Genomic DNA, 19,291 nt, shown 5'->3' on the forward strand with positions numbered 1-19,291 from the left:
GACCGCGCAGCGCGCAGTAGATGCTGCCCTGAGCCATCCCGTCCGCCCTATCGAGGATCATCCGTGAACCAGTACATCGCCGCGATCGACCAGGGCACCACCTCGAGCCGGTGCATCATCTTCGACCACGACGGCCGTATCGTGGCTGTCGCGCAGAAGGAACACCGGCAGTTCTTTCCGCGCGCCGGCTGGGTGGAGCACGACCCCGAGGAGCTGTGGCTCAACACGCGCGAAGTGGCTGCCGTGGCACTGGCCAAGGCGGACGTGCGCAGGCAGGACATCGCCGCGATCGGCATCACGAATCAGCGCGAGACGACGGTCGTCTGGGACCGCACGACAGGCAAGGCGGTCTACAACGCGATCGTCTGGCAGGACACGCGAACCGACCGGCTCGTCGAAGAACTCGCGGGTGACGCCGGCGTGGACCGCTACCGCGACGTCACGGGCCTTCCGCTCTCGACCTACTTCGCGGGCCCCAAAGTGCGCTGGATACTCGACAACGTCGACGGTGCCCAGGAGAGGGCAGACGCCGGGGAACTGGTGTTCGGCACCATCGACAGCTGGATCGTATGGAAACTGACGGGCGGTGCCGGTGAAGACGGGCACGGACCGGGAGTCCACATCACCGACGTCACCAACGCCTCCCGCACGATGCTGATGAATCTGGACACGTTGCAGTGGGATTTGGAGATCTGCGCGGATTTCGGGATACCGGTCTCGATGCTTCCCGAGATCCGGAGTTCGTCCGAGGTCTACGGGCACGCCCGCGAACGCGGACCCTACGCGGGCGTCCCCATCGCCGGGATCCTCGGCGACCAGCAGGCCGCGACGTTCGGTCAGGCCTGCCTGTCCCCCGGCGAAGCCAAGAACACCTACGGCACAGGGAACTTCCTGCTCCTCAATACGGGCACCACACCGGTCCGCAGCGAACACGGACTGCTCACCACCGTGTGTTACCGCATCGGGGACCGGCCCGCCGTCTACGCGCTCGAGGGCTCGGTCGCCGTCACGGGGTCGCTCGTCCAATGGCTGCGCGACAACCTGGGGATTCTGCGGTCCGCCGCCGAAGTCGAGCAACTCGCCGCATCCGTGCCGGACAACGGCGGGGCGTACATCGTGCCGGCCTTCTCGGGCTTGTTCGCGCCGCGTTGGCGCCCCGACGCGCGCGGCGTGATCACGGGCCTGACCAGGTTCGTCGACAAACGGCACCTCGCGCGGGCGGCACTCGAAGCCACCGCGTATCAGACCCGGGAGGTCATCGAGGCGATGCACGCCGATTCGGGCGTCGAACTCCACACGTTGAAGGTCGACGGCGGAATGGTCGTGAACGACCTGCTCATGCAGTTCCAGGCCGACATCCTCGGCGTGCCGGTCGTGCGGCCGGTGGTCGCCGAAACCACCGCTCTCGGTGCGGCATACGCGGCGGGACTGGCCGTGGGCTACTGGAACGGTGAGGACGACATCCGGCACAACTGGGAAGCCCAGAAGACGTGGGAGCCGACCATGCGCGCCGACGAGCGCGAACGTCTGTTCGCAGGATGGAACAAGGCGGTCGAGCGCACCTACGACTGGGCCTGACCACACCACGTCCTCGCGTGCGGTCAACCCCGCTCGGCGTCGCGCCAGAACTCGGGGAGTTTCACGGCCAGAAAGTCTTTCGCTTGCATAGGAAGCGAATGCGTGGTGTCGGGCACGATATCGACCGTCGCATCGGGGAGACGGCGGGCGCGCTCGGCGGCAGACCTGCCTCCGGCGAGCGAATCTCGTTCTGCGATAGCGACGTACGTGGGCATCACCAGCGAATTCAGCGCGGCGTCGTTCAAAGGTGACGGGGTCGGAAGTTGCGCCGAGAAGTGTTCCGAAGCGGCGGCGATCATCTTTGACATGTCGTCGTTCGGGTCGAACTCGGCGCCTCCCACCTTTCCGAGTGCGGTGTTGTGCCAGCTCTCGGGCAGGAACGGGACGGTCGAGATCATCGTCCAAGCGAGCATGCGCACCGGGGGGTAGGCAAAGGTGAACACGGGCTCGAGAAGCGTCAACGACCGGACGCGCTCGGGGAACCGGTGAGCGTAGGCCGCCGCGCTCGCGCCGCCGAACGAATGACCGACTACGTGAGCGCCCTCGGGTGCGAGTTCGCCGAGCACCTCGGAAATCCACAGTGCCTGCTGCTCGGTCGAGGACAGCGGAACACTCTGGATCGACAAACCGGCATCGCCGAGCGCGTCGAACGCGAGCACACGGCGGTGAGGCAGGAACGTGCCGAGGTTCTCCGCCCACATCGGAACACCCGAAGACATGCCTGGGATCAGGACGACCGGAACTGCACCATCCGCCCCGCCCGAGAACCATTCGTACACGCGTACCGATCCGAATCGGGTTGCGAGGTCGTGGGTCGCGGTCGGCGGGGGAAGAGCAGACATCGCCCGGTCGTAGGTCTCGACATAGATTTCGCGCCCCTCGGCGTCACGAAAGTGGCCGACGCCCGGAGCGCCGAAGAAGAACTGCCAGATCCCCACCACACCCACTGCGGACAGAACGACAGTCAGCGCCATGCCGGTGCGGCGCAGCCATCGGTGAGGGCCGCGGTCGCGTCCTGGAGCATCCGGCCGGACGTCCGCTCTGTTCGTGCGTTCGCTCATGAGGTATCCCGAGGCCGACGGTTCGAACTTTTACAGTATACGCATATTGTAAAGTTCTCGGTATGCCGAAGGTTGTCGATCACGCTCGACGTCGCAGGGAAATCGTGTGGGCTCTGTGGGCCGTCATTCACGAACGAGGCATCGACGGCGTGACCTTTCGGGCGGTCGCAGCCGAGGCGGGCGTCTCGATCGGCCGAATCCAGCACTACTTCGAGTCGAAAGAACACTTGATCCGGTGCGGTGCGGAGGAAATCGTCGCCGGCGCCGAGCAGTCCTACCGTGACGGCGACTCGCACACCGACCCTCGCGCAGCGCTCGACACCCTCCTGACGCAACCTGTTCCGACGACCGGCCCGTCCCTCATCGGCGCCTCGGTCTGGTACGCGTATCTGGCTCGGGCCGTGAGCGATCCGTGGATCCGGGGCTTCATCACGGACGCCTCACGAGGAACGGTCCGTGAGGCGGAGCGGCTCCTCGGAAGCGCCGGGCTCTCGGCAGAACACGCGCACGCCGCAGCGATGCGGTTGGTTGCTCTCAGCAACGGCGCCACGCAATCGGTACTCGTCGGCGCGATGGAGGCCGACGTCGCGAACCGCCTCATCACCAGGGAGATCGACCGGACGTTCGACGACACCGACGGTCCGATCGCGTCTCGGACCGAGGCGACCGAACGCACCTACGACCGAGCTCACCCCGGTCGATAGTCCTCGGGCACGGGATGCACGACGCGCGTGCGCATCTCGTCTTCGCCGACCACCGCTGGGTCGGTGAGGTAGTACTCACGCACAGGGCCTTCCACGGGCACACCGTCGTCGGCGAGACGCGCGAACAACACGTGATAGGCGACCGGTAACAGCGCCGGCGCGCCCGTGAAGTCCACGCCCGCAAAGACCCCGCCGGGCAGAGTGACGGTCTGCGCCTCGACTGCCTGGTCCAGCCGGGTGCCGCAGCCGATTTCCAGACCCACCCCGAACGAGACCTCGCCGTCGAGCGCGGCGGGGTATCGGCCGACGACTGACGCCGACTCGTCCAGACCACACCGCCGGGCCTGCGCGAGCAGGGTGCCGATCGCCTCCGAGGCGGCCTCGTCGAGCGTCTCCGCCGCGGCACAGGATTCTCTCCACAACACCGTTGCCGCGTCGATGTGGTGAACGGCAACAGGAAGATCCGCGTCCACCGCGCTCCCCAGAGAATCGACGAGAGCGAACGACCGGGCCGCGCGCGCCGCGTCCCGTTCGATGCGGGCACGCTCGGCCGCGAGCACCTCGCTCCCCTGCGCCGGATCGCTCAGGAACACCCGGATCGCCGCGACCGACACATCCGCACGGCGAAGCAATCCGATCCGCAGCGCCGTCGCCAGTTGTGACGGCGCGTAGAAACGGTAGCCGGTGCCGGGGTCCACGCGGTCCGGGGTGAGCAGCCCCTCGCGGTCGTAATACCGCAGTGCCTTCACCGTCAGTCGTGCGGCGCGCGCGAACTCACCGATGCTCATCCAGCGCGCCTCTGTCATTGCGGCCCGCCGGAGACCGCGGCGCTCTCGGCGAGGTCGCCGGCGTACGGGATCACGGTGATCACGTCCACGAGCAACCCGTCGGGGTCGGTCGTCATGAAGTGCCGCTGCCCGAAATCCTCGTCCCGGAGCGACAACACGATCGGAAGTTCCGCAGCGATCGCCGCGGCGTGCACGCGGTCGACGTCCTCGACCTCGACGGACACGAGCACACCCGCCGGCGCCGCCCGGAATCCCTCGGGGACGGTGTGGTGTCCTCGTTCGACGAGTCCCAGTTGCACGGACTCGCTACCGGGGGCTTGCAACTGCACGTACCACCCGCTGTCGAATACGACGGCGAGGTCGAGCAGTCCGGTGTAGAAGTCGCGGCTGCGGGCCACGTCGGCGGCCGGGACCACGGGAAAGATGCTGTTGATCGTCATACACCCACCCTCGTTCCTCCCCTGAGGGGAGAGTCAAGCCCCGGCGCGCCACGCGGTCTCGCAGCGTCGTGCGGGGTCAGTCCAGGTCGTCGTGACGCATCAGCTGGCGGGCTGCCTCGGTCACCGAGCCGCTGAGCGACGGGTAGACCGCGAACGTCTGCGCCAGGTCCGCCACGCTGAGATTGTTCTGCACCGCGAGTGCGATCGGCAGGATCAACTCGGATGCGGTGGGTGCGACGACCACGCCGCCGATCACGACGCCCGTCGCGGGCCGGCAGAAGATCTTCACGAAACCGCGACGCACTCCCGACATCTTGGCGCGGGGGTTGGTGTTGAGCGGCAGCATGACCGTCCGGGCGGGAACCTCACCGGCGTCGATGGTGGCCTGGCTCACGCCGACCGCCGCGATCTCGGGACGGGTGAACACCGCCGCCGCAACGGTCTTGAGCTTGATCGGGCTCACGCCCTCGCCGAGCGCGTGGTACATCGCGATGCGGCCCTGCATGGCGGCGACCGATGCCAGCGGCAACAGCCCCGAGCAGTCACCTGCGGCGTAGATCCCGGGAACCGCGGTGCGCGAGACCCGGTCGACGGGCAGGAATCCACCACGGTCGAGTTCGAGCCCGACCTTGTCGAGCCCGAGTCCCTGCGTGTTCGGGACGGAACCGACGGTCATGAGCGCGTGGCTGCCCTCGACGATCCTGCCGTCGGCGAGCAGCACCCGGACACCGTTCTCGGTGCGCTCGACGGCATCGGCACGGGCGTGCTTGACGAGGGTCACGCCCCGCTCGGCCAGGACGTCTTCGAGTACGAGCGCTGCGTCCTCGTCCTCGTGCGGCAACACGCGGTCGCGGCTCGAGACGAGGGTGACGTGCACCCCGACCTCGGTGTACGCGGATACGAACTCGGCACCGGTGACACCGGAACCCACGACGACCAGCTCCTCGGGCAGGGTGTCGAGGTCGTACAGCTGGCGCCACGTGAGGATGCGTTCGCCGTCCGGCTCTGCTCCCGGCAGGATCCGGGGACTCGCGCCGGTGGCGATCAGGACCACGTCGGCGTCGAACACCTTCTCCTCGCCGGTGTGGAGGTTGGCGCGGACCTTGTGCGCGGCCATACCCGGCTGGCTGTCGATGAGTTCGCCGCGCCCGGAGTACAGCTTCACCCCGGCCGCCTCGAGCTTGGTGCGGATGTCGGACGACTGCGCGCGGGCGAGACTCTTGACGCGGGAGTGCACCTGCGGCAGGGCGACGGTCGCGCCCTCGAGCTCGATGCCCAGGTCCCCGGCACGCCGCATGTCCGTACGTACCCCGGTGGACGCGATGAACGTCTTGGACGGGACGCAGTCGAACAGGACACACGCACCGCCGATTCCGTCCGAATCGATCAGTGACACCGATGCGCCGTATTGTGATGCGACCAGCGCGGCCTCGTATCCCGCGGGGCCGCCGCCGATGATGACAATCCGGGTCATGGTTCTCCTCTGTATCGATTCCGAAGGGTGCCGGGGGACGAGCGCAACGCACGCGGGGGTGTGCGGGCGTCCCCGACAACGCTATGCCACGGGCATGCCCACTCGCATACGGACCTGGCAACACGGGCGACGAGCGCCCCTGATCTTGCGGCGGGCGGCGACCCGTTAGCCTTATGCCGTGCCGATCTACGCCGCCTACGGGTCCAACATGCATCCCGAGCAGATGCTGAAGCGCTGCCCGCACTCCCCGATGGCGGGGACGGGCTGGCTGCACGGGTGGCGGCTGACATTCGCGGGCGCCGATATCGGCTGGGAAGGCGCTCTCGCCACAGTGGTCGAGGATCCGGCGGCGAAGGTCTTCATCGTCCTCTACGACGTCACCGAGGACGACGAGCGCAGCCTCGACAGCTGGGAAGGTGCCGAACTCGGGTTCCATCGCAAGATCCGCGTGCGCGTCGACACCGCCGACGGACCCGTGCTGGCGTGGCTGTATGTGGTCGACGGCTACGAGGGCGGTCTCCCGTCCGCGCGCTACCTGGGTGTGATGGCCGACGCCGCCGAGATCGCCGGAGCGCCCGCCGAGTACGTGCGGGATCTGCGCACTCGTAACAGCCGCAACGTGGGCCCGGGGCGTCCCGACAGCTTCTAGACCCGGCCCCCGGGCGAACTACCCGACGCCCAGCGCCAGATTCGTCATCACCCGGACACCGACGGCAAGGGCTCTCTCGTCGAGATCGAAGCCCGGCTGGTGGATGTCGAGCTGCGGCTCGCTGCCCGACCACACGCCGAGGCGGCCCATCGCGCCCGGCACATGCTCGAGATACCACGAGAAGTCTTCTCCGCCACCGGATTGCGGAGTGTCGGACAACGCGTCCGGTCCTACCGGACGGATCGCGTCCTCGAACATGCGGGCCGACTCCGTGTCGTTGACGACAGGTGGCACGCCACGCAGATAGTTCAGTTGATACCGCACACCCGTCGGTGCCAGGAGTCCGTGCACGATTTCCCGCACCATCGGCTCGAGCAGTTGCCAGGTCGCATGGTCACCGGTGCGTACGGTGCCGGCGAGCATGCCGGTGCGGGGAATAGCGTTGGGCGCCTTGCCCGCACTGACAGCGCCCCACACCATGACGGTTCCGGTGCGGGGATCGATGCGCCGGCTCAGCAGTCCCGGCAAGCCGGTGATCACCGCGCCCAGTCCGTACACGAGGTCGCCGGTGAGGTGCGGGCGCGACGTGTGACCGCCCGGAGAGTCCAGGACCAGTTCGACGGTATCTGCCGCGGACGTGATCGCGCCGGTCCGCATCCCGACCTTGCCCGCCTCGAGCCGCGGGTCGCAGTGCAGCGCGAAGATCCGCGACACCCCGTCCAGGCCACCGGCGGCGACCACGTCGAGAGCGCCGCCCGGCATCACTTCCTCGGCGGGCTGGAACACCAACCGCACACCGACCGGCAACTCGGGCATCGACGCGAGCGCGAGACCCGTACCGAGCAGCACCGTGGTGTGTGCGTCGTGGCCGCAGGCGTGAGAGACACCCGGCACAGTCGACGAAAACGGCAGACCGGTCATCTCCTGGAGCGGCAGCGCGTCCATGTCGGCACGTAGCGCGATACGCGGACCGCCGGTGGGGCCCAGGTCGCAGATGAGGCCTGTTCCGCGAGGCAGCACCTTCGGAGCGAGTCCCGCGGCGGTCAGGTGCCGCGCGACGAACTCCGTGGTGGCGTACTCCTGACGTGCGAGTTCCGGATTGGCATGCAGATGCCGGCGCCAGGCACTGAGATCTTCGGTGTGCGCGCCGAGCCACTTCTCCACGTACGGATTCATCGGCGCTCGACTCCCTCGAGCAACCGGGCGCGCTGGACGGGATCGGCGGCAGCGCGCGCAGCGGTCGCTGCGAGAGCACGCGCGCCGTCGAGAACTGCGCGGTCGGCCGAGTCGGTGACGCATGCCGCGGCGAACGCTTCCTGATGCGTCACGGCACCACCGGAGTCCAATCCGATGACCGGATGAATTCCTGGCACCACGTTCGTCACGTTTCCCATGTCGGTGCTGCCCAGCGGGCGCGATCCTTCCTCTTCGGCGGGCAACGGCGCGCGGCCGAGCCCGATGATCTCCTCACGATATGCCTGCACCAGCCACGGGTCGGGTGTGAGCTCCGTGTAGGGCGGCGACACCGTCCTGATCCGGTGTGTGCAGCCCGTCGCGAGTGCGCCGGCTGCGAAACAGCCCTCCGCACGCCGACCGAGGTCGTCGAGCAGTTCGGCCGAGGTCGCGCGCAGGTAGTAGAGAAGCTCGGTGTGGCCGGGCACGATGTTGGGGGCGGCGCCGCCGTAGCCGACGATGCCGTGGATCTGCTGGCCCGGGTGCAGGTGCTGCCGGAGCAGGCCGACGGCGACCTGCGCGACGGTGGCGGCGTCCGCGGCGTTGCGCCCGTGTTCCGGGGCCGCGGAGGCGTGGGCCTCGCGGCCCAGGTAATCGACGGCGATGTCGGAGAGTGCGAGCGAGGTCGCACCGGTGATGTCGATCGGTCCGGGATGCACCATCATCGCCGCGCCGACGTCGTCGAATACTCCGCGTTCGAGCATGAGAACCTTGCCGCCACCGGTTTCCTCGGCGGGCGTACCGATCACGCGGACGGTGACGCCGAGTTCGTCCGCGAGCGCGGCCAGACCGATGCCCGCGCCGACCGCGGCCGCAGCAATGATGTTGTGCCCGCACGCGTGTCCGATGCCGGGCAGCGCGTCGTACTCGGCGCAGAACGCGAGCACCAGGTCGCCACTGCCGAACCGGGCATCGAAGGCGGTCGGCAGGTCGGCGATACCGGTGCGCACCTCGAAACCGCAGCCGCGCAGCACGTCGATGATCTTCGCGGCGCTGCGGTACTCCTCGAAGGCGAGTTCCGGTTCGGCGTGAATCGAATGCGACAGCGCGACCAAGGTGTCTGAAGCAGCCTCGATCGCGCTGTCGGCAAGTGTCGTCACGCTGTCCAGTCTGTCATGCCGGACCGACCCGACGGATCGGGCAGCAGCGTCAGCCGAGCACGAAGTTCGACGCGTCCGTCCGTATCTCGAGAGCAGCGATCAGAGGAGCATGCAGACCACGCTTGATGGTCGTGAGGTTCTTGCCCCGGGTGCCGGTGAGCGCGGCGGCGCGTTCGACGGCCGCGGCGAGTACCGCGTCACCGTCGACGGTCTGCTCGACGATGCCGGACGCCACGGCGTCGGTGCCCCCGTAACGGCGACCGGTCGTGATGGCCTCCACCGCGGTCTGGATCGGCAGCCGGGACCGGACCAGCGCCGACATCCCCACCGTGAACGGCATGTTCAACTGCACCTCGGGCAGGCACCAGAATCCCCGGTCCGCTCGCATGACACGGAAATCATGGGCCAGCGCAAGCATGGCTCCGGCACCGAACGCGTGGCCCTGCACGGCAGCGACCGTGGCGGCGGGGAAGGTCAGTATCCGCACGTAGAGGTCGTGCACGGTATCGAGGTACCCGGGCAGTTCCGTCAGGTTCGCGAACACCCAGTCGGTGTCGAGTCCGTTGCTCCAGAACTTGCCCGTCGCTGCGGTGACGAGGGCCGCGGGGCCGTCGTGCGCTTCGACCTCGTCGAGCAGCGCGCCGATCGCCGCGAGCCGATCCGGGTGGAAACGGTTGTCCGTCGCTTCCGCGTCGCGGTCGCCGAGGTGCAGTACGAAGACGTCGCCGTCGCGTTCGAGATAGGGCATGCGAGCCAGGATAACGCCCGTGGTTACTCGCAAGTAACCACGGCCGGGACGTTAGGGTCCGTGTCATGGGACACCCGGACGTCATTCTCGATCCCGCAGCCGAAGCGATCGCTGCAGCCGCCGTCATCGCCGAACGTTCGTCGGTGCCTGCGCACGGCGTCGCCGTCGTCCTGGGCTCGGGGTGGCGCGCGGCCGTCGAGAGGTTCGGCACGCCCGTCGCCACCGTGCCGATGAGCGAACTCCCCGGTTTTGCGCCGCCCACCGCAGCCGGACATCCCGGCACCGTGCACTCGGTGCGGGCAGGCGACAACGCGGTTCTCGTTCTGGCGGGCCGCAGCCACGCCTACGAAGGTCACGACCTCACCCGTGTGGTCCATCCCGTCCGCACGGCCGTCGCTGCGGGCGCGCACACCGTGATCCTCACCAACGCCGCCGGCGGCATCGATCCCGATTTCGCGGTAGGTCAGCCGGTGCTGATCTCCGACCATCTCAATCTCACCGGCCGGTCGCCGTTGCGAGGTGCGCAGTTCGTGGACCTCGTCGACGCGTATTCCGCAGATCTACGTGCACTGGCGCGCGAGATCGACCCCAGCCTCGCCGAGGGCGTCTACGCGGGACTGCCCGGCCCCCACTACGAGACGCCCGCGGAGATCCGGATGCTGCGCGCCCTCGGCGCAGATCTCGTGGGCATGTCCACCGTGCACGAGACGATCGCCGCGCGCGCCGCCGGTGCGCGGGTGCTCGGCGTCTCCCTCGTCACCAACGCCGCCGCCGGCATCACCGGCGCGCACCTCGACCACGCGGAAGTCCTCGCGGCGGGTCGCGACGCAGCCACCCGGATGGGCGATCTGCTCCGCGACCTGGCAGCGCGGCTGTGACGTTGCGTTTCGGCACCGCCGGGCTGCGCGGCCCGGTGGGCGACGGGCCCGACCGGATGAACGTGCCCGTGGTCGTTCGTGCCACGGCGGGGCTCGCACGCTGGCTGACCGACCGTGGCCACGGCGGCGGCACCGTCGTCGTCGGGCGCGACGCCCGGACCGGCTCGGCGGACTTCTTCGCCGCAGCGGCGGAAGTTCTCGCGGCGGCCGGGTTCGACGTGGTGGCACTGCCCCGCCCGCTTCCCACTCCCGTCACCGCGTTCGCGGTACGCGACCTCGGAGCCGTTGCGGGAGTTCAGATCACGGCGTCGCACAACCCGGCCGGCGACAACGGCTACAAGGTGTATCTCTCGGGCGGCGCACAGTTGGTCGCACCCGCCGACCGCGAGATCGAAGCCGCGATCGATGCAGCACCGGACGCGGCACAGATTCCGCGCACCACCGTCGTCACCTCGGGTGAAGAACTCCTCGAGCGGTATCTCGCACGGGTGGCGACGTTGCCGCGCTCACCCCGGCGCGATGTGCGGATCGCCCTGACCCCGCTGCACGGTGTCGGCGGGGAGACCGCCGTCGCTGCGCTGCGCGCCGCGGGGTTCGACGACGTGCATGTCGTCGCGTCCCAGTTCACCCCCGACCCCGCCTTTCCCACGGTCGCCTTCCCCAACCCCGAGGAGCCCGGTGCGTCCGACGCGCTGCTGGCACTCGCCTCCGCCGTCGGTGCCGACGTGGCCCTCGCCCTCGATCCCGACGCCGACCGCTGTGCGGTCGGAGTACCCACCGCGGACGGGTGGCGGATGCTGCGCGGTGACGAGACCGGGGTGCTGCTCGGCGAGCGCATCCTGGGCTCGGCGCCGCCCGACCCGCTCGTCGCCACGACCATCGTGTCCTCGACGCTGCTGGGCAAGCTCGCCGCGGCGCGCGGCGCCCGGTTCGCCCAGACCCTGACCGGCTTCAAGTGGCTCGCCCGCGCCGGAGACGGATTGGTCTACGCATACGAGGAGGCGATCGGTCACTGCGTCGACCCCGACGCGGTGCGCGACAAGGACGGCATCGGCACCGCCGTCGTGGTCGCGGACTACGTTGCGGCTCTGAAAGCGTCGGGGCGCACGCTTCTCGATACCCTCGACGACCTGTACCGCGAGTTCGGTATCCACGTGGGCGACCAGGTCTCGCTGCGCGTCGACGATCTGAGCCGCATCGACGAGATCATGGCGCATCTGAGGTCGTCGCCACCGCGCACGCTCGCGGGCGAGGCGGTGACGGTCACCGACCTGGCTGCGGCCGACGGACCGCTGAACACCGACGCTCTCGTGTTCGAGGGCCCGACCGTGCGGGTGGTGGTGCGGCCGTCCGGCACCGAACCGAAGCTGAAGTTCTACCTCGAGGTCGTCACCGACGGCGACCGCACCACCGCGGAGACAACTCTCGAAGCTCTCCGCGAGTGGGCCTCCGCACTCGGCGACTCGGTGCTCTGATCGACCGGCTCGGGATGCGACTTCCCCGGACTACCGGGGACCGTACTGGCGATCTCCGGCATCGCCGAGACCCGGCACGATGTACTTGTTGTCGTTGAGGCCCTCGTCGACCGACGCGGTCACCAGGCGGACCGGATGACCGGACGCTGCCAGCGCATCGACACCCTGCGGTGCCGCGACGACACACACCGCGGTGATGTCGGTGGCGCCGCGCGCCACGAGCAGGTCGAGGGTGTGCACCATCGAACCTCCCGTCGCGAGCATCGGATCAAGCACGAACACGGGCAACCCGGACAGGTTCTCGGGCAGCGACTCGAGATACGGCACCGGCTCGAAGGTTTTCTCGTCGCGGGCAAGACCCACGAATCCCACCCGAGCCTGAGGGATCAGGGCGTGGGCCTGGTCGACCATGCCGAGTCCGGCGCGCAGGACGGGGACGAGCAACGGCGGCTGTTGCAACCGCACGCCCTCGGTGACCGCCACCGGCGACTTGACCTCGAACTTCTCGACCGGCGCGTCGCGCACCGCCTCGTAGACGAGCATCTGGGTGAGCCGGCTCAACGCGTCTCGGAATGCAGCGTTGTCGCTGCGTTCGTCGCGAAGAATGGTGAGGAGAGAAGCAGCGAGCGGGTGGTCGACAACGAGCATGTCCATGCAGAAAAGGATAGAGCGCTCACGACACGTGCAGGTACGAGGGAACCGGACCCGTCCGCTATGCGTCGAACCCCGATGAGGAATGTCCACCTCGCGCCGCACTCGACGTGACGGTGGACACCGCAATCGACCACGGGGGGACGAGTGTCGGAAGAACTCGACAGGGACCGGCAATTCGGCGGCGGACCGCACGAAGGAACCGTGGTGGCGGTCCGCGCCGACACCGCGACGATCGCGGCGTTCGGGCACCGGGCTGCCGCACTGGCCGAACGCATGCACAGTGCGGCAGCACACACCCGGGACGGTGACCCCGCCCTGCTCGGTCCGGTGCTCGGCCCCGTGGGTGCGACGTTCTTCGCCGCGCTCGTTGCGACGCACGACGCCCACGGACGCGACCTCGATCGCCTCGGCGGCGCCCTCGCCGGGATGAGTGCGGCAGCAACGGCGTCGGCGGCGGCATACGAGCGTTCGGTCGACGCGGTGGCGCGTCGACTGCTGGCCGTGCAGGACGACGCGTGATCGCGGCCGTCGGCGGCGACCTGCTGACAGCGCCCCTGAGGGAGTTGCTCGACGCCTTCGGTTCCGCTTCTGCCCCGGCACCGGATCCGGGCGCCCTCCTACGGGTAGGAGCACAACTCGCGGAGGAGGTTCATGCGGCCGGGCGGGACGCCGTCGCCGAGCTTGCGTGGGCGTGGACAGGGCCCGCCGCGGAGAATGCCGTCGCCGGCGCCGAACGGGTGGTGTCCGATGTCCTGGTGGCCGCCGACCGTGGACTCGGCATCGCGGCCGTCGCGCTGGAGGCGACGGTCACCGTCGCGACCGGCACCGCCGAACTCCAACGGCTCGTCGACTCGTTCCTCGCGTTCGCGAATCGGGCGGCACCCGTGGCGGGTCTGCCGCACGGTCAGCTGATGCTGCTCACCGTCGCGGTCGAGCACATCGCCGAGGGTCTGCGGGTGCTCACCCGGGTCGTGTCGACCCTCGCGGATCTCACCGACCGGCTGACCGCGCTGCTCCCCGAGCACACCCCGGTGGACGCGCCGTCCGCGGCCGACCCCGCCGCGCACGCGATGGTGGGAAGCCGATCCGGGGACACCGGAACCGAGGTGGTCCTTCCCGACGGCAGCGTCAGCACCGCCCCCAATGCCGCCGCGGCGACGGCCGTCCGCCGCGCGCTCGAGCAGCAGGGCACGCCGTACCTGTGGGGCGGCACGTCGCCCGGCAGCGGACTGGACTGCAGCGGTTTGACGCAGTACGCCTACGCCGAAGCGGGCGTGGAGATCCCACGCTTGGCGCAGGAGCAGGACGTCGGGCAACGCGTCGATCCGGGATCGGTCCTGCCGGGCGACCTCGCGGTCTGGGACGGGCACGTCGCGATGGTGGTCGGCAACGGAATGATGGTGGAAGCAGGCGATCCCGTCGCGGTCACCCCGATCCGCACCGGCAACGGCGGCATGGCGTTCCAGGGGTTCTACCGGCCGACGACTGCGTGAACGGTGTACGCCGGCCGACCGGAATCGTCCGGGCCGGGAACCACCCGGGCAGTCCCTGCGTCCAACCGGATATGGATCTCACGACTCCCGTTCCGCCGACCGCCCCGATCACCGCGATCGCCCACAATCGCGCGGGCACGATCTCGGTGCGGACCACCGACGACGGCCTCCCGGTCGAGCTGCGCATCGATCCCCGCGAACTTCGCTACGGCGCGGGTGCGCTCGCCGACGAGATCCTCGCCCTGAATCGCGTCGCCGCACAGGAAGCCGCGACGCTCCGTCACCGAGAACTGCACGAACAGGGCGTCCCACGCGAAGTGCTCGACCGGATGCGGCATTTTTCGTACGGCGACGCGCGGGCCGCCCACCGGTCGTGACCGAGCCGGAAGCCGCACGCCCGAATCCGACGAGAACAAGGGGGACCACCGATGAGTGAACAGCAGGTGACGGCGATCGTCGATCGCGTCCGCACGAAACTCGACGCTCTCGAGAGCACCTTGGAAGGGATACACGGCATCCGGGCGACCGCGCAGAGTCCGGACGGCCGGATCGCCGCGCGCGTCGACGGGACGGGCGCCCTCGCGGATCTTCGGCTGGAGGAAGCAGCATGCCGCATGGACGCGCGAGAGCTCGCGGCATCGATCCTCACGACAGTCCATGCGGCGGCCGAGGCAGCCGCCGCACAGCGGGTCGCACTCGTCGACGACCTTCGGGGTGCGCTTCGATGACGTGCTGCTTGCCACCCCGGCTATATTCTCGGCGGCGACATGGCTAGGCTTCGCGCCATGGCTGGAGACATCGTCCCGATAGAGCTCGGTCTCACCGACGGCGACCTCGTGACCCTGTGGGCACCGCGCTGGCGTGAGGGCGACGACGAATGGGAGGCGTTTCTCGGCCACGGCGACGACCTGTACGGATTCCCGAGCGTGGCCGCGATGGTGGCGTTCGTCCGCTCCGGTGGCGACAACGATCTCGTGGAGCATCCCGCGTGGCCCGTGGTCGCCAAGCTCGCCGCTGTCGAGTTCGAACCCGACGACGCGCACTCGTACGACCTGATCGGCGTACCGGAACTCGCGGCCGCCGATCCCGACGCCGAGTCGATCTCCGAACTGCAGGACACGTTCGACATCGTCAGCATCCTCGGCGACGTGTGCGAACTCGATGTCGTCACCAAGTTCTTCGAGCGGACCGAAGTCGATACCCTGCTCCGCCACGGCGCGTCGGCCGTCGCGGGCCGCGAGGGACACGAGCTGTGGAACAGCATCGGCACCGCGATCGCCGAAGACTGGGACGCGGTGATCGACGCACTCGACGCCGTGGTGACCACGCCCGCGGTGGACGAGGCGGTCGTGGCCGAGATCGAGTCGGAACTGGTGGCCTCGGACGAGAACGAACTGGAAGCCGACGACACGGTCCAGGACGAGGTCGACAACGACGAGTACGAGTTCCTCGACGACGACGAAGACGACTTCTGGGCCTCCGTCGGCATCGACCCCATCAAGATCATCACGTCGGACGGTACGTGGTTCACCCTGCGTTGCTACCTCGACGACGACGCGGTGTTCCTCGGGCAGGAGGGACGGATCTTCGTCTTCCCGTCCGAGCGTGTTCTCGCGCGGTATCTCGCCGACAACCACGACCACGACATGTCCCAGCTCGAAACGTACGAGGAGATCCGGATCGCTGCGGTGGACGGGTCGCTCGAGGTCGCCGTCATCGACGACAACGTCTACGTGCTCACGGGCATCGCCGACGACATCGCCGAGGGCATCGCCGCCGTCGACCCGGAACAACTCGAGCTCGCCGTCGAGTTGTTCACCGACGCCGCCGGTTACGCGAACGACGACAGCACCGAAGCGGCCCTCGCGGCATCCACGGAGCTGGGATGGTTCGTCAACTACGTTCTCGAACCCGACCCGGGCCGCCTCGCTCCGAGCGCACCGTTCGACGCCGAAGCTCTCGCGTGGCGTGAACTCGAGCGCGAGTTCGAAGCACGGCTGAACAAGAACTGACGCGTTCGCACCGCTTCGGCCCGCTCAGCCGATCAGGACGGCGTAACCCGGTTTGATGACGTCGTCGATCAGGGCGAGCCGCTGATCGAACGGCAGGAACGCCGACTTCATCGCGTTGATCGTGAAACGCTCGAGGTCGGCCCAGCCGTACCCGAACGTGTCGGCGAGCTGCACCATCTCCTTGGTCATGGTGGTGTCGCTCATCAACCGATTGTCGGTGTTGACGGTGACGCGGAAACGCAACCGCGCGAGCAGGTCGAACGGATGTTCCGCGAGTGTCAGCACGGCCCCGGTCTGCACGTTGGAACTCGGGCACAGCTCGAGCGGGATGCGCTTGTCGCGGACGTAGCTCGCCAGCAGCCCGAGCCGTGGCTCGCCGTTCTCGCCCAGCACGATGTCGTCGAGGATGCGGACGCCGTGACCGAGCCGGTCGGCACCGCAGAAAGCTACGGCCTCGTGGATGGACGGCAGACCGAATGCCTCGCCCGCATGAATAGTGAAGTGCGCGTTGGCTGCTCGCGTGTATTCGAAGGCATCGAGGTGGCGGCTGGGCGGATTACCGGCCTCCGCGCCGGCGATGTCGAAACCCACCACTCCCCGGTCACGGAACCGGACCGCGAGTTCTGCGATCTCCCGGGATCGCGCGGCATGGCGCATCGCCGTGAGCAGACACCCGACGATGATGGGGCGCCCGGCGGCACGCGCCTCCGACTCGCCGGCGCGGAAGCCTTCGAGGACATGCTCGACCACCTCGTCGAGCGTTAGTCCGCGCTCGAGGTGTTGTTCGGGCGCGAACCTGACCTCGGCGTACACGACCCCGTCGTCCGCCAGGTCCATCACGCATTCCCGTGCCACGCGCTCGAGACCTTCCGGCGTCTGCATCACCGCGACGGTGTGCTCGAACGTCTCGAGGTACCGGACGAGGGTGCCGCTGTCGGCCGACTCCCGGAACCAGCGGGCAAGGTCGTCTTCGGTGTCGGCGGGAAGCGACCAGCCGCACGCGTCGGCGAGTTCGAGAACCGTCCCGGGACGCAGCCCGCCGTCCAGGTGGTCGTGCAGGAGCACTTTCGGCGCGAGCTTCACCGACTCGGCCCTGCCGTCGAACATTCCGGGAACCACCGACTCGTCACTCATGTTTCGGGACGGTAGTCCGCTACGGCGTGATCCGCTCGACGATCAGCGGGCGCGGCGGCGGCGCCGTCTCGGAGACGCTGAGCCCGCCACGCAACGCACCCAGCGCGGCGGGAAACCGCCCGGGCGTGTCGGTGTGGAGCGTCGCGACGGGTTGTCCCTTGCGGACGGTGTCGCCGACGACGGCGTGCAGTTCGACCCCCGCGCCCGGCTGCACGGCCTGGCCCTGGTGTTCTCGTCCGGCGCCGAGCCGCCACGCCGCCTTCCCGACGGCGAGAGCGTCGAGTTCGGCGAGCACACCGTCTGCGTCGGCATACAGCGTCTCGGCGTGCGTCGCGGTCGGCAAGGGTGCGTCCGGATCGCCGCCTTGCGCCGCGATCATCGACCGCCACCGGTCCATCGCGCTGCCGTCGCGCAACCGCTCGGCCGGGTCCACATCGTCGATCCCTGCGGCTGCCAGCATCTCCCGAGCCAGGGCGAGGGTGAGTTCCACGACGTCGCCGGGCCCTCCCCCGGCGAGCACCTCGACCGCCTCGCGCACTTCGAGGGCGTTGCCCGCGGTACGTCCGAGCGGAGTGTCCATCCGGGTGATCAACGCGGTGGTCGGGAGATCGGCGTCGCTACCGAGCTCGACCATGATCCGTGCGAGTTCGCGTGCCTCGCCGAGTTCGGTCATGAAGGCACCGGTGCCGACCTTGACGTCGAGCACGAGGGCGCCGGCGCCTTCCGCGATCTTCTTGCTCATGATCGAACTGGCGATGAGCGGGATCGATTCGACCGTCCCGGTGACGTCGCGCAGCGCGTAGAGCTTGCGGTCGGCGGGAGCGAGGTCGGCGCCCGCGGCGCACACGACCGCTCCGACGGCGGGGTCGGTCAGTATCTCGGCCATCTCGACGGTGCTCAGATCGGCGCGCCACCCCGGAATCGCCTCGAGCTTGTCGAGGGTGCCGCCGGTGTGGCCGAGACCCCGGCCGGACAGCTGCGGAACGGCGACGCCGCACGCGGCGACAAGCGGAGCGAGCGGCAAGGTGATCTTGTCGCCGACCCCGCCGGTCGAATGCTTGTCGACGGTGCGCAGGCCGAGTCCGGTGAAGTCGAGCCGACGTCCGGAGTCGGTCATCGCGGTGGTCCACCGGGCGATCTCCGCGCGGGTCATCCCCCGGAACCAGATCGCCATCGCGAGCGCGGACATCTGCGCGTCCTCGACGATGCCGTGGGTGAACGCTTCGATCACCCAGTCGATCTCGGTGCCGGAAAGCTCGTGTCCGTCACGCTTGCGGTGGATGATGCCGATGATGTCAGGCATCGCGGCCTCGCTCGACCCGCACGGCCGCGAGTTGCTCGGGACCGAAGGCATCGGGAAGCAATTCGGACATGGTCCGCGGATGCGGAGCGGAGTCGACGACGAGACCGGGTCCGCCGTGTTCGAGGAGGAGTTGGCGACAGCGTCCGCAGGGCGTCAGAATTTCGCCTCGCGCGTCGCACACGGTCACGGCGAGAAGACGCCCGCCACCTTCGGAAAACAAGTTACCGACGAGTACAGTTTCGGCACAAAGTCCCAGCCCATGTGAGACATTTTCCACATTGCACCCGGTGACCATGCGACCATCGACCGTAAGGCCCGCCGCCCCGACGGGAAAGTTCGAATAGGGCGCATAGGCACGGGTCATAACGTCATGTGCTTTGGCGCGCAACATTTTCCAGTCGATGTCCGGCATGGTTGATCATCCTGTCACGGTGGTACAGGCAACGTTGCGGTACCCCCACCGGTCGCCGTCACAGTTGGAAAGGCATACCTAACTTGTTATTTGGGGGCCGTACGAATCGGGGATGAGATTAGTTCCCGGGTTTGCGTTGGGTTTAGAGTCGAACC

The 19,291-nt window shown here is 68.6% G+C and carries 21 protein-coding genes; 10 read left to right on the plus strand and 11 right to left on the minus strand.

Features of this window, described 5'->3' with window-relative positions:
• Positions 1-63: 63 nt before the first annotated feature.
• Positions 64-1,578, plus strand: a complete 1,515-nt coding sequence (gene glpK, locus ACFWBU_RS04750) for a glycerol kinase GlpK (protein ID WP_169619856.1) — start codon at positions 64-66, stop codon at positions 1,576-1,578.
• Positions 1,579-1,601: 23 nt separating this feature from the next.
• On the opposite strand, the gene ACFWBU_RS04755 is transcribed toward glpK, so the two are convergent.
• Complete coding sequence (locus ACFWBU_RS04755; RefSeq protein WP_378527658.1) at positions 1,602-2,639, minus strand: alpha/beta fold hydrolase; 1,038 nt, start codon at positions 2,637-2,639, stop codon at positions 1,602-1,604.
• Between the two features lie 62 nt (positions 2,640-2,701).
• Here ACFWBU_RS04755 and ACFWBU_RS04760 point away from each other — a divergent pair, with 62 nt between their 5' ends.
• On the plus strand, positions 2,702-3,343 hold the full coding sequence (locus tag ACFWBU_RS04760; RefSeq protein ID WP_169651663.1) for a TetR/AcrR family transcriptional regulator: 642 nt from the start codon (positions 2,702-2,704) through the stop codon (positions 3,341-3,343).
• Here ACFWBU_RS04760 and ACFWBU_RS04765 read toward each other — a convergent pair.
• The 3 genes from ACFWBU_RS04765 to ACFWBU_RS04775 all read right to left on the minus strand — a co-directional run bounded on the left by ACFWBU_RS04765 (position 3,328) and on the right by ACFWBU_RS04775 (position 6,045).
• Complete coding sequence (locus ACFWBU_RS04765) at positions 3,328-4,131, minus strand: MerR family transcriptional regulator (RefSeq protein ID WP_378527659.1); 804 nt, start codon at positions 4,129-4,131, stop codon at positions 3,328-3,330. The two genes, ACFWBU_RS04760 and ACFWBU_RS04765, sit on opposite strands and share 16 nt — an antisense overlap.
• A 14-nt stretch (positions 4,132-4,145) precedes the next feature.
• Positions 4,146-4,571, minus strand: a complete 426-nt coding sequence (locus tag ACFWBU_RS04770; protein ID WP_169619859.1) for a VOC family protein — start codon at positions 4,569-4,571, stop codon at positions 4,146-4,148.
• Between the two features lie 76 nt (positions 4,572-4,647).
• Positions 4,648-6,045: an NAD(P)H-quinone dehydrogenase gene (locus ACFWBU_RS04775; protein ID WP_169619860.1), complete on the minus strand. Its 1,398-nt coding sequence runs from the start codon at positions 6,043-6,045 to the stop codon at positions 4,648-4,650.
• 178 nt (positions 6,046-6,223) lie between these two features.
• Here ACFWBU_RS04775 and ACFWBU_RS04780 point away from each other — a divergent pair, with 178 nt between their 5' ends.
• The gene (locus tag ACFWBU_RS04780) at positions 6,224-6,694 is read left to right on the plus strand and encodes a gamma-glutamylcyclotransferase (protein ID WP_169619861.1); all 471 of its coding nucleotides are present in this window, start codon (positions 6,224-6,226) and stop codon (positions 6,692-6,694) included.
• A gap of 18 nt (positions 6,695-6,712) precedes the next feature.
• On the opposite strand, the gene ACFWBU_RS04785 is transcribed toward ACFWBU_RS04780, so the two are convergent.
• Genes ACFWBU_RS04785 through ACFWBU_RS04795 form a run of 3 tightly spaced genes read right to left on the minus strand, consistent with a single transcriptional unit; the run spans position 6,713 to position 9,775 of the window.
• Positions 6,713-7,870 carry a M20 family metallopeptidase gene (locus ACFWBU_RS04785; protein ID WP_378527660.1) on the minus strand — a complete coding sequence of 386 codons (1,158 nt, stop codon included), beginning with the start codon at positions 7,868-7,870 and terminating at the stop codon, positions 6,713-6,715.
• Positions 7,867-9,027, minus strand: coding sequence for a M20 family metallopeptidase (locus ACFWBU_RS04790; RefSeq protein WP_378527661.1), 1,161 nt, complete (start codon positions 9,025-9,027; stop codon positions 7,867-7,869). The genes ACFWBU_RS04785 and ACFWBU_RS04790 overlap by 4 nt, the downstream gene beginning before the upstream one ends.
• 49 nt (positions 9,028-9,076) lie before the next feature.
• Positions 9,077-9,775 carry an enoyl-CoA hydratase/isomerase family protein gene (locus ACFWBU_RS04795; RefSeq protein ID WP_169619864.1) on the minus strand — a complete coding sequence of 233 codons (699 nt, stop codon included), beginning with the start codon at positions 9,773-9,775 and terminating at the stop codon, positions 9,077-9,079.
• 65 nt (positions 9,776-9,840) lie between these two features.
• On the opposite strand from ACFWBU_RS04795, the gene ACFWBU_RS04800 reads away from it, so the two are divergent.
• Both ACFWBU_RS04800 and ACFWBU_RS04805 read left to right on the plus strand, forming a co-directional pair.
• Entirely contained in the window at positions 9,841-10,653 is an 813-nt protein-coding gene (locus ACFWBU_RS04800; RefSeq protein ID WP_378527662.1) for a purine-nucleoside phosphorylase, read from the plus strand.
• The gene (locus ACFWBU_RS04805; RefSeq protein WP_378527663.1) at positions 10,650-12,128 is read left to right on the plus strand and encodes a phospho-sugar mutase; all 1,479 of its coding nucleotides are present in this window, start codon (positions 10,650-10,652) and stop codon (positions 12,126-12,128) included. Before ACFWBU_RS04800 ends, ACFWBU_RS04805 begins: the two co-directional genes overlap by 4 nt.
• 30 nt (positions 12,129-12,158) lie before the next feature.
• Here the strand turns inward: ACFWBU_RS04805 and upp are convergent, their stop codons facing one another.
• Positions 12,159-12,782: a uracil phosphoribosyltransferase gene (upp, locus tag ACFWBU_RS04810; protein WP_169619867.1), complete on the minus strand. Its 624-nt coding sequence runs from the start codon at positions 12,780-12,782 to the stop codon at positions 12,159-12,161.
• 144 nt (positions 12,783-12,926) lie between these two features.
• Here upp and ACFWBU_RS04815 point away from each other — a divergent pair, with 144 nt between their 5' ends.
• From ACFWBU_RS04815 to ACFWBU_RS04835, 5 genes are all read left to right on the plus strand, one after another.
• Positions 12,927-13,301, plus strand: a complete 375-nt coding sequence (locus ACFWBU_RS04815) for a type VII secretion target (protein WP_296548988.1) — start codon at positions 12,927-12,929, stop codon at positions 13,299-13,301.
• Entirely contained in the window at positions 13,298-14,275 is a 978-nt protein-coding gene (locus ACFWBU_RS04820; protein WP_169619868.1) for a C40 family peptidase, read from the plus strand. Before ACFWBU_RS04815 ends, ACFWBU_RS04820 begins: the two co-directional genes overlap by 4 nt.
• 71 nt (positions 14,276-14,346) lie before the next feature.
• Entirely contained in the window at positions 14,347-14,652 is a 306-nt protein-coding gene (locus ACFWBU_RS04825; RefSeq protein ID WP_169619869.1) for a hypothetical protein, read from the plus strand.
• Between the two features lie 51 nt (positions 14,653-14,703).
• Positions 14,704-15,003 (plus strand): YbaB/EbfC family nucleoid-associated protein, encoded by a 300-nt coding sequence (locus tag ACFWBU_RS04830; protein ID WP_169619870.1) that lies wholly within the window; start codon positions 14,704-14,706, stop codon positions 15,001-15,003.
• A gap of 57 nt (positions 15,004-15,060) precedes the next feature.
• Positions 15,061-16,287 carry a primosomal protein gene (locus tag ACFWBU_RS04835; RefSeq protein ID WP_169651657.1) on the plus strand — a complete coding sequence of 409 codons (1,227 nt, stop codon included), beginning with the start codon at positions 15,061-15,063 and terminating at the stop codon, positions 16,285-16,287.
• A gap of 24 nt (positions 16,288-16,311) precedes the next feature.
• On the opposite strand, the gene ACFWBU_RS04840 is transcribed toward ACFWBU_RS04835, so the two are convergent.
• From ACFWBU_RS04840 to ACFWBU_RS04850, 3 genes are read right to left on the minus strand one after another with little or no spacing between them, the layout of a single operon-like run.
• Positions 16,312-17,394, minus strand: coding sequence for an adenosine deaminase (locus tag ACFWBU_RS04840; protein WP_169620005.1), 1,083 nt, complete (start codon positions 17,392-17,394; stop codon positions 16,312-16,314).
• 46 nt (positions 17,395-17,440) lie between these two features.
• Positions 17,441-18,724, minus strand: coding sequence for a thymidine phosphorylase (locus ACFWBU_RS04845; protein ID WP_296548985.1), 1,284 nt, complete (start codon positions 18,722-18,724; stop codon positions 17,441-17,443).
• Positions 18,717-19,136, minus strand: coding sequence for a cytidine deaminase (locus ACFWBU_RS04850; protein WP_296548984.1), 420 nt, complete (start codon positions 19,134-19,136; stop codon positions 18,717-18,719). Before ACFWBU_RS04850 ends, ACFWBU_RS04845 begins: the two co-directional genes overlap by 8 nt.
• Positions 19,137-19,291 lie beyond the last annotated feature (155 nt).

The organism is Rhodococcus sp. NPDC060084 (genome assembly GCF_042730335.1).
Lineage (GTDB): Bacteria > Actinomycetota > Actinomycetes > Mycobacteriales > Mycobacteriaceae > Rhodococcus.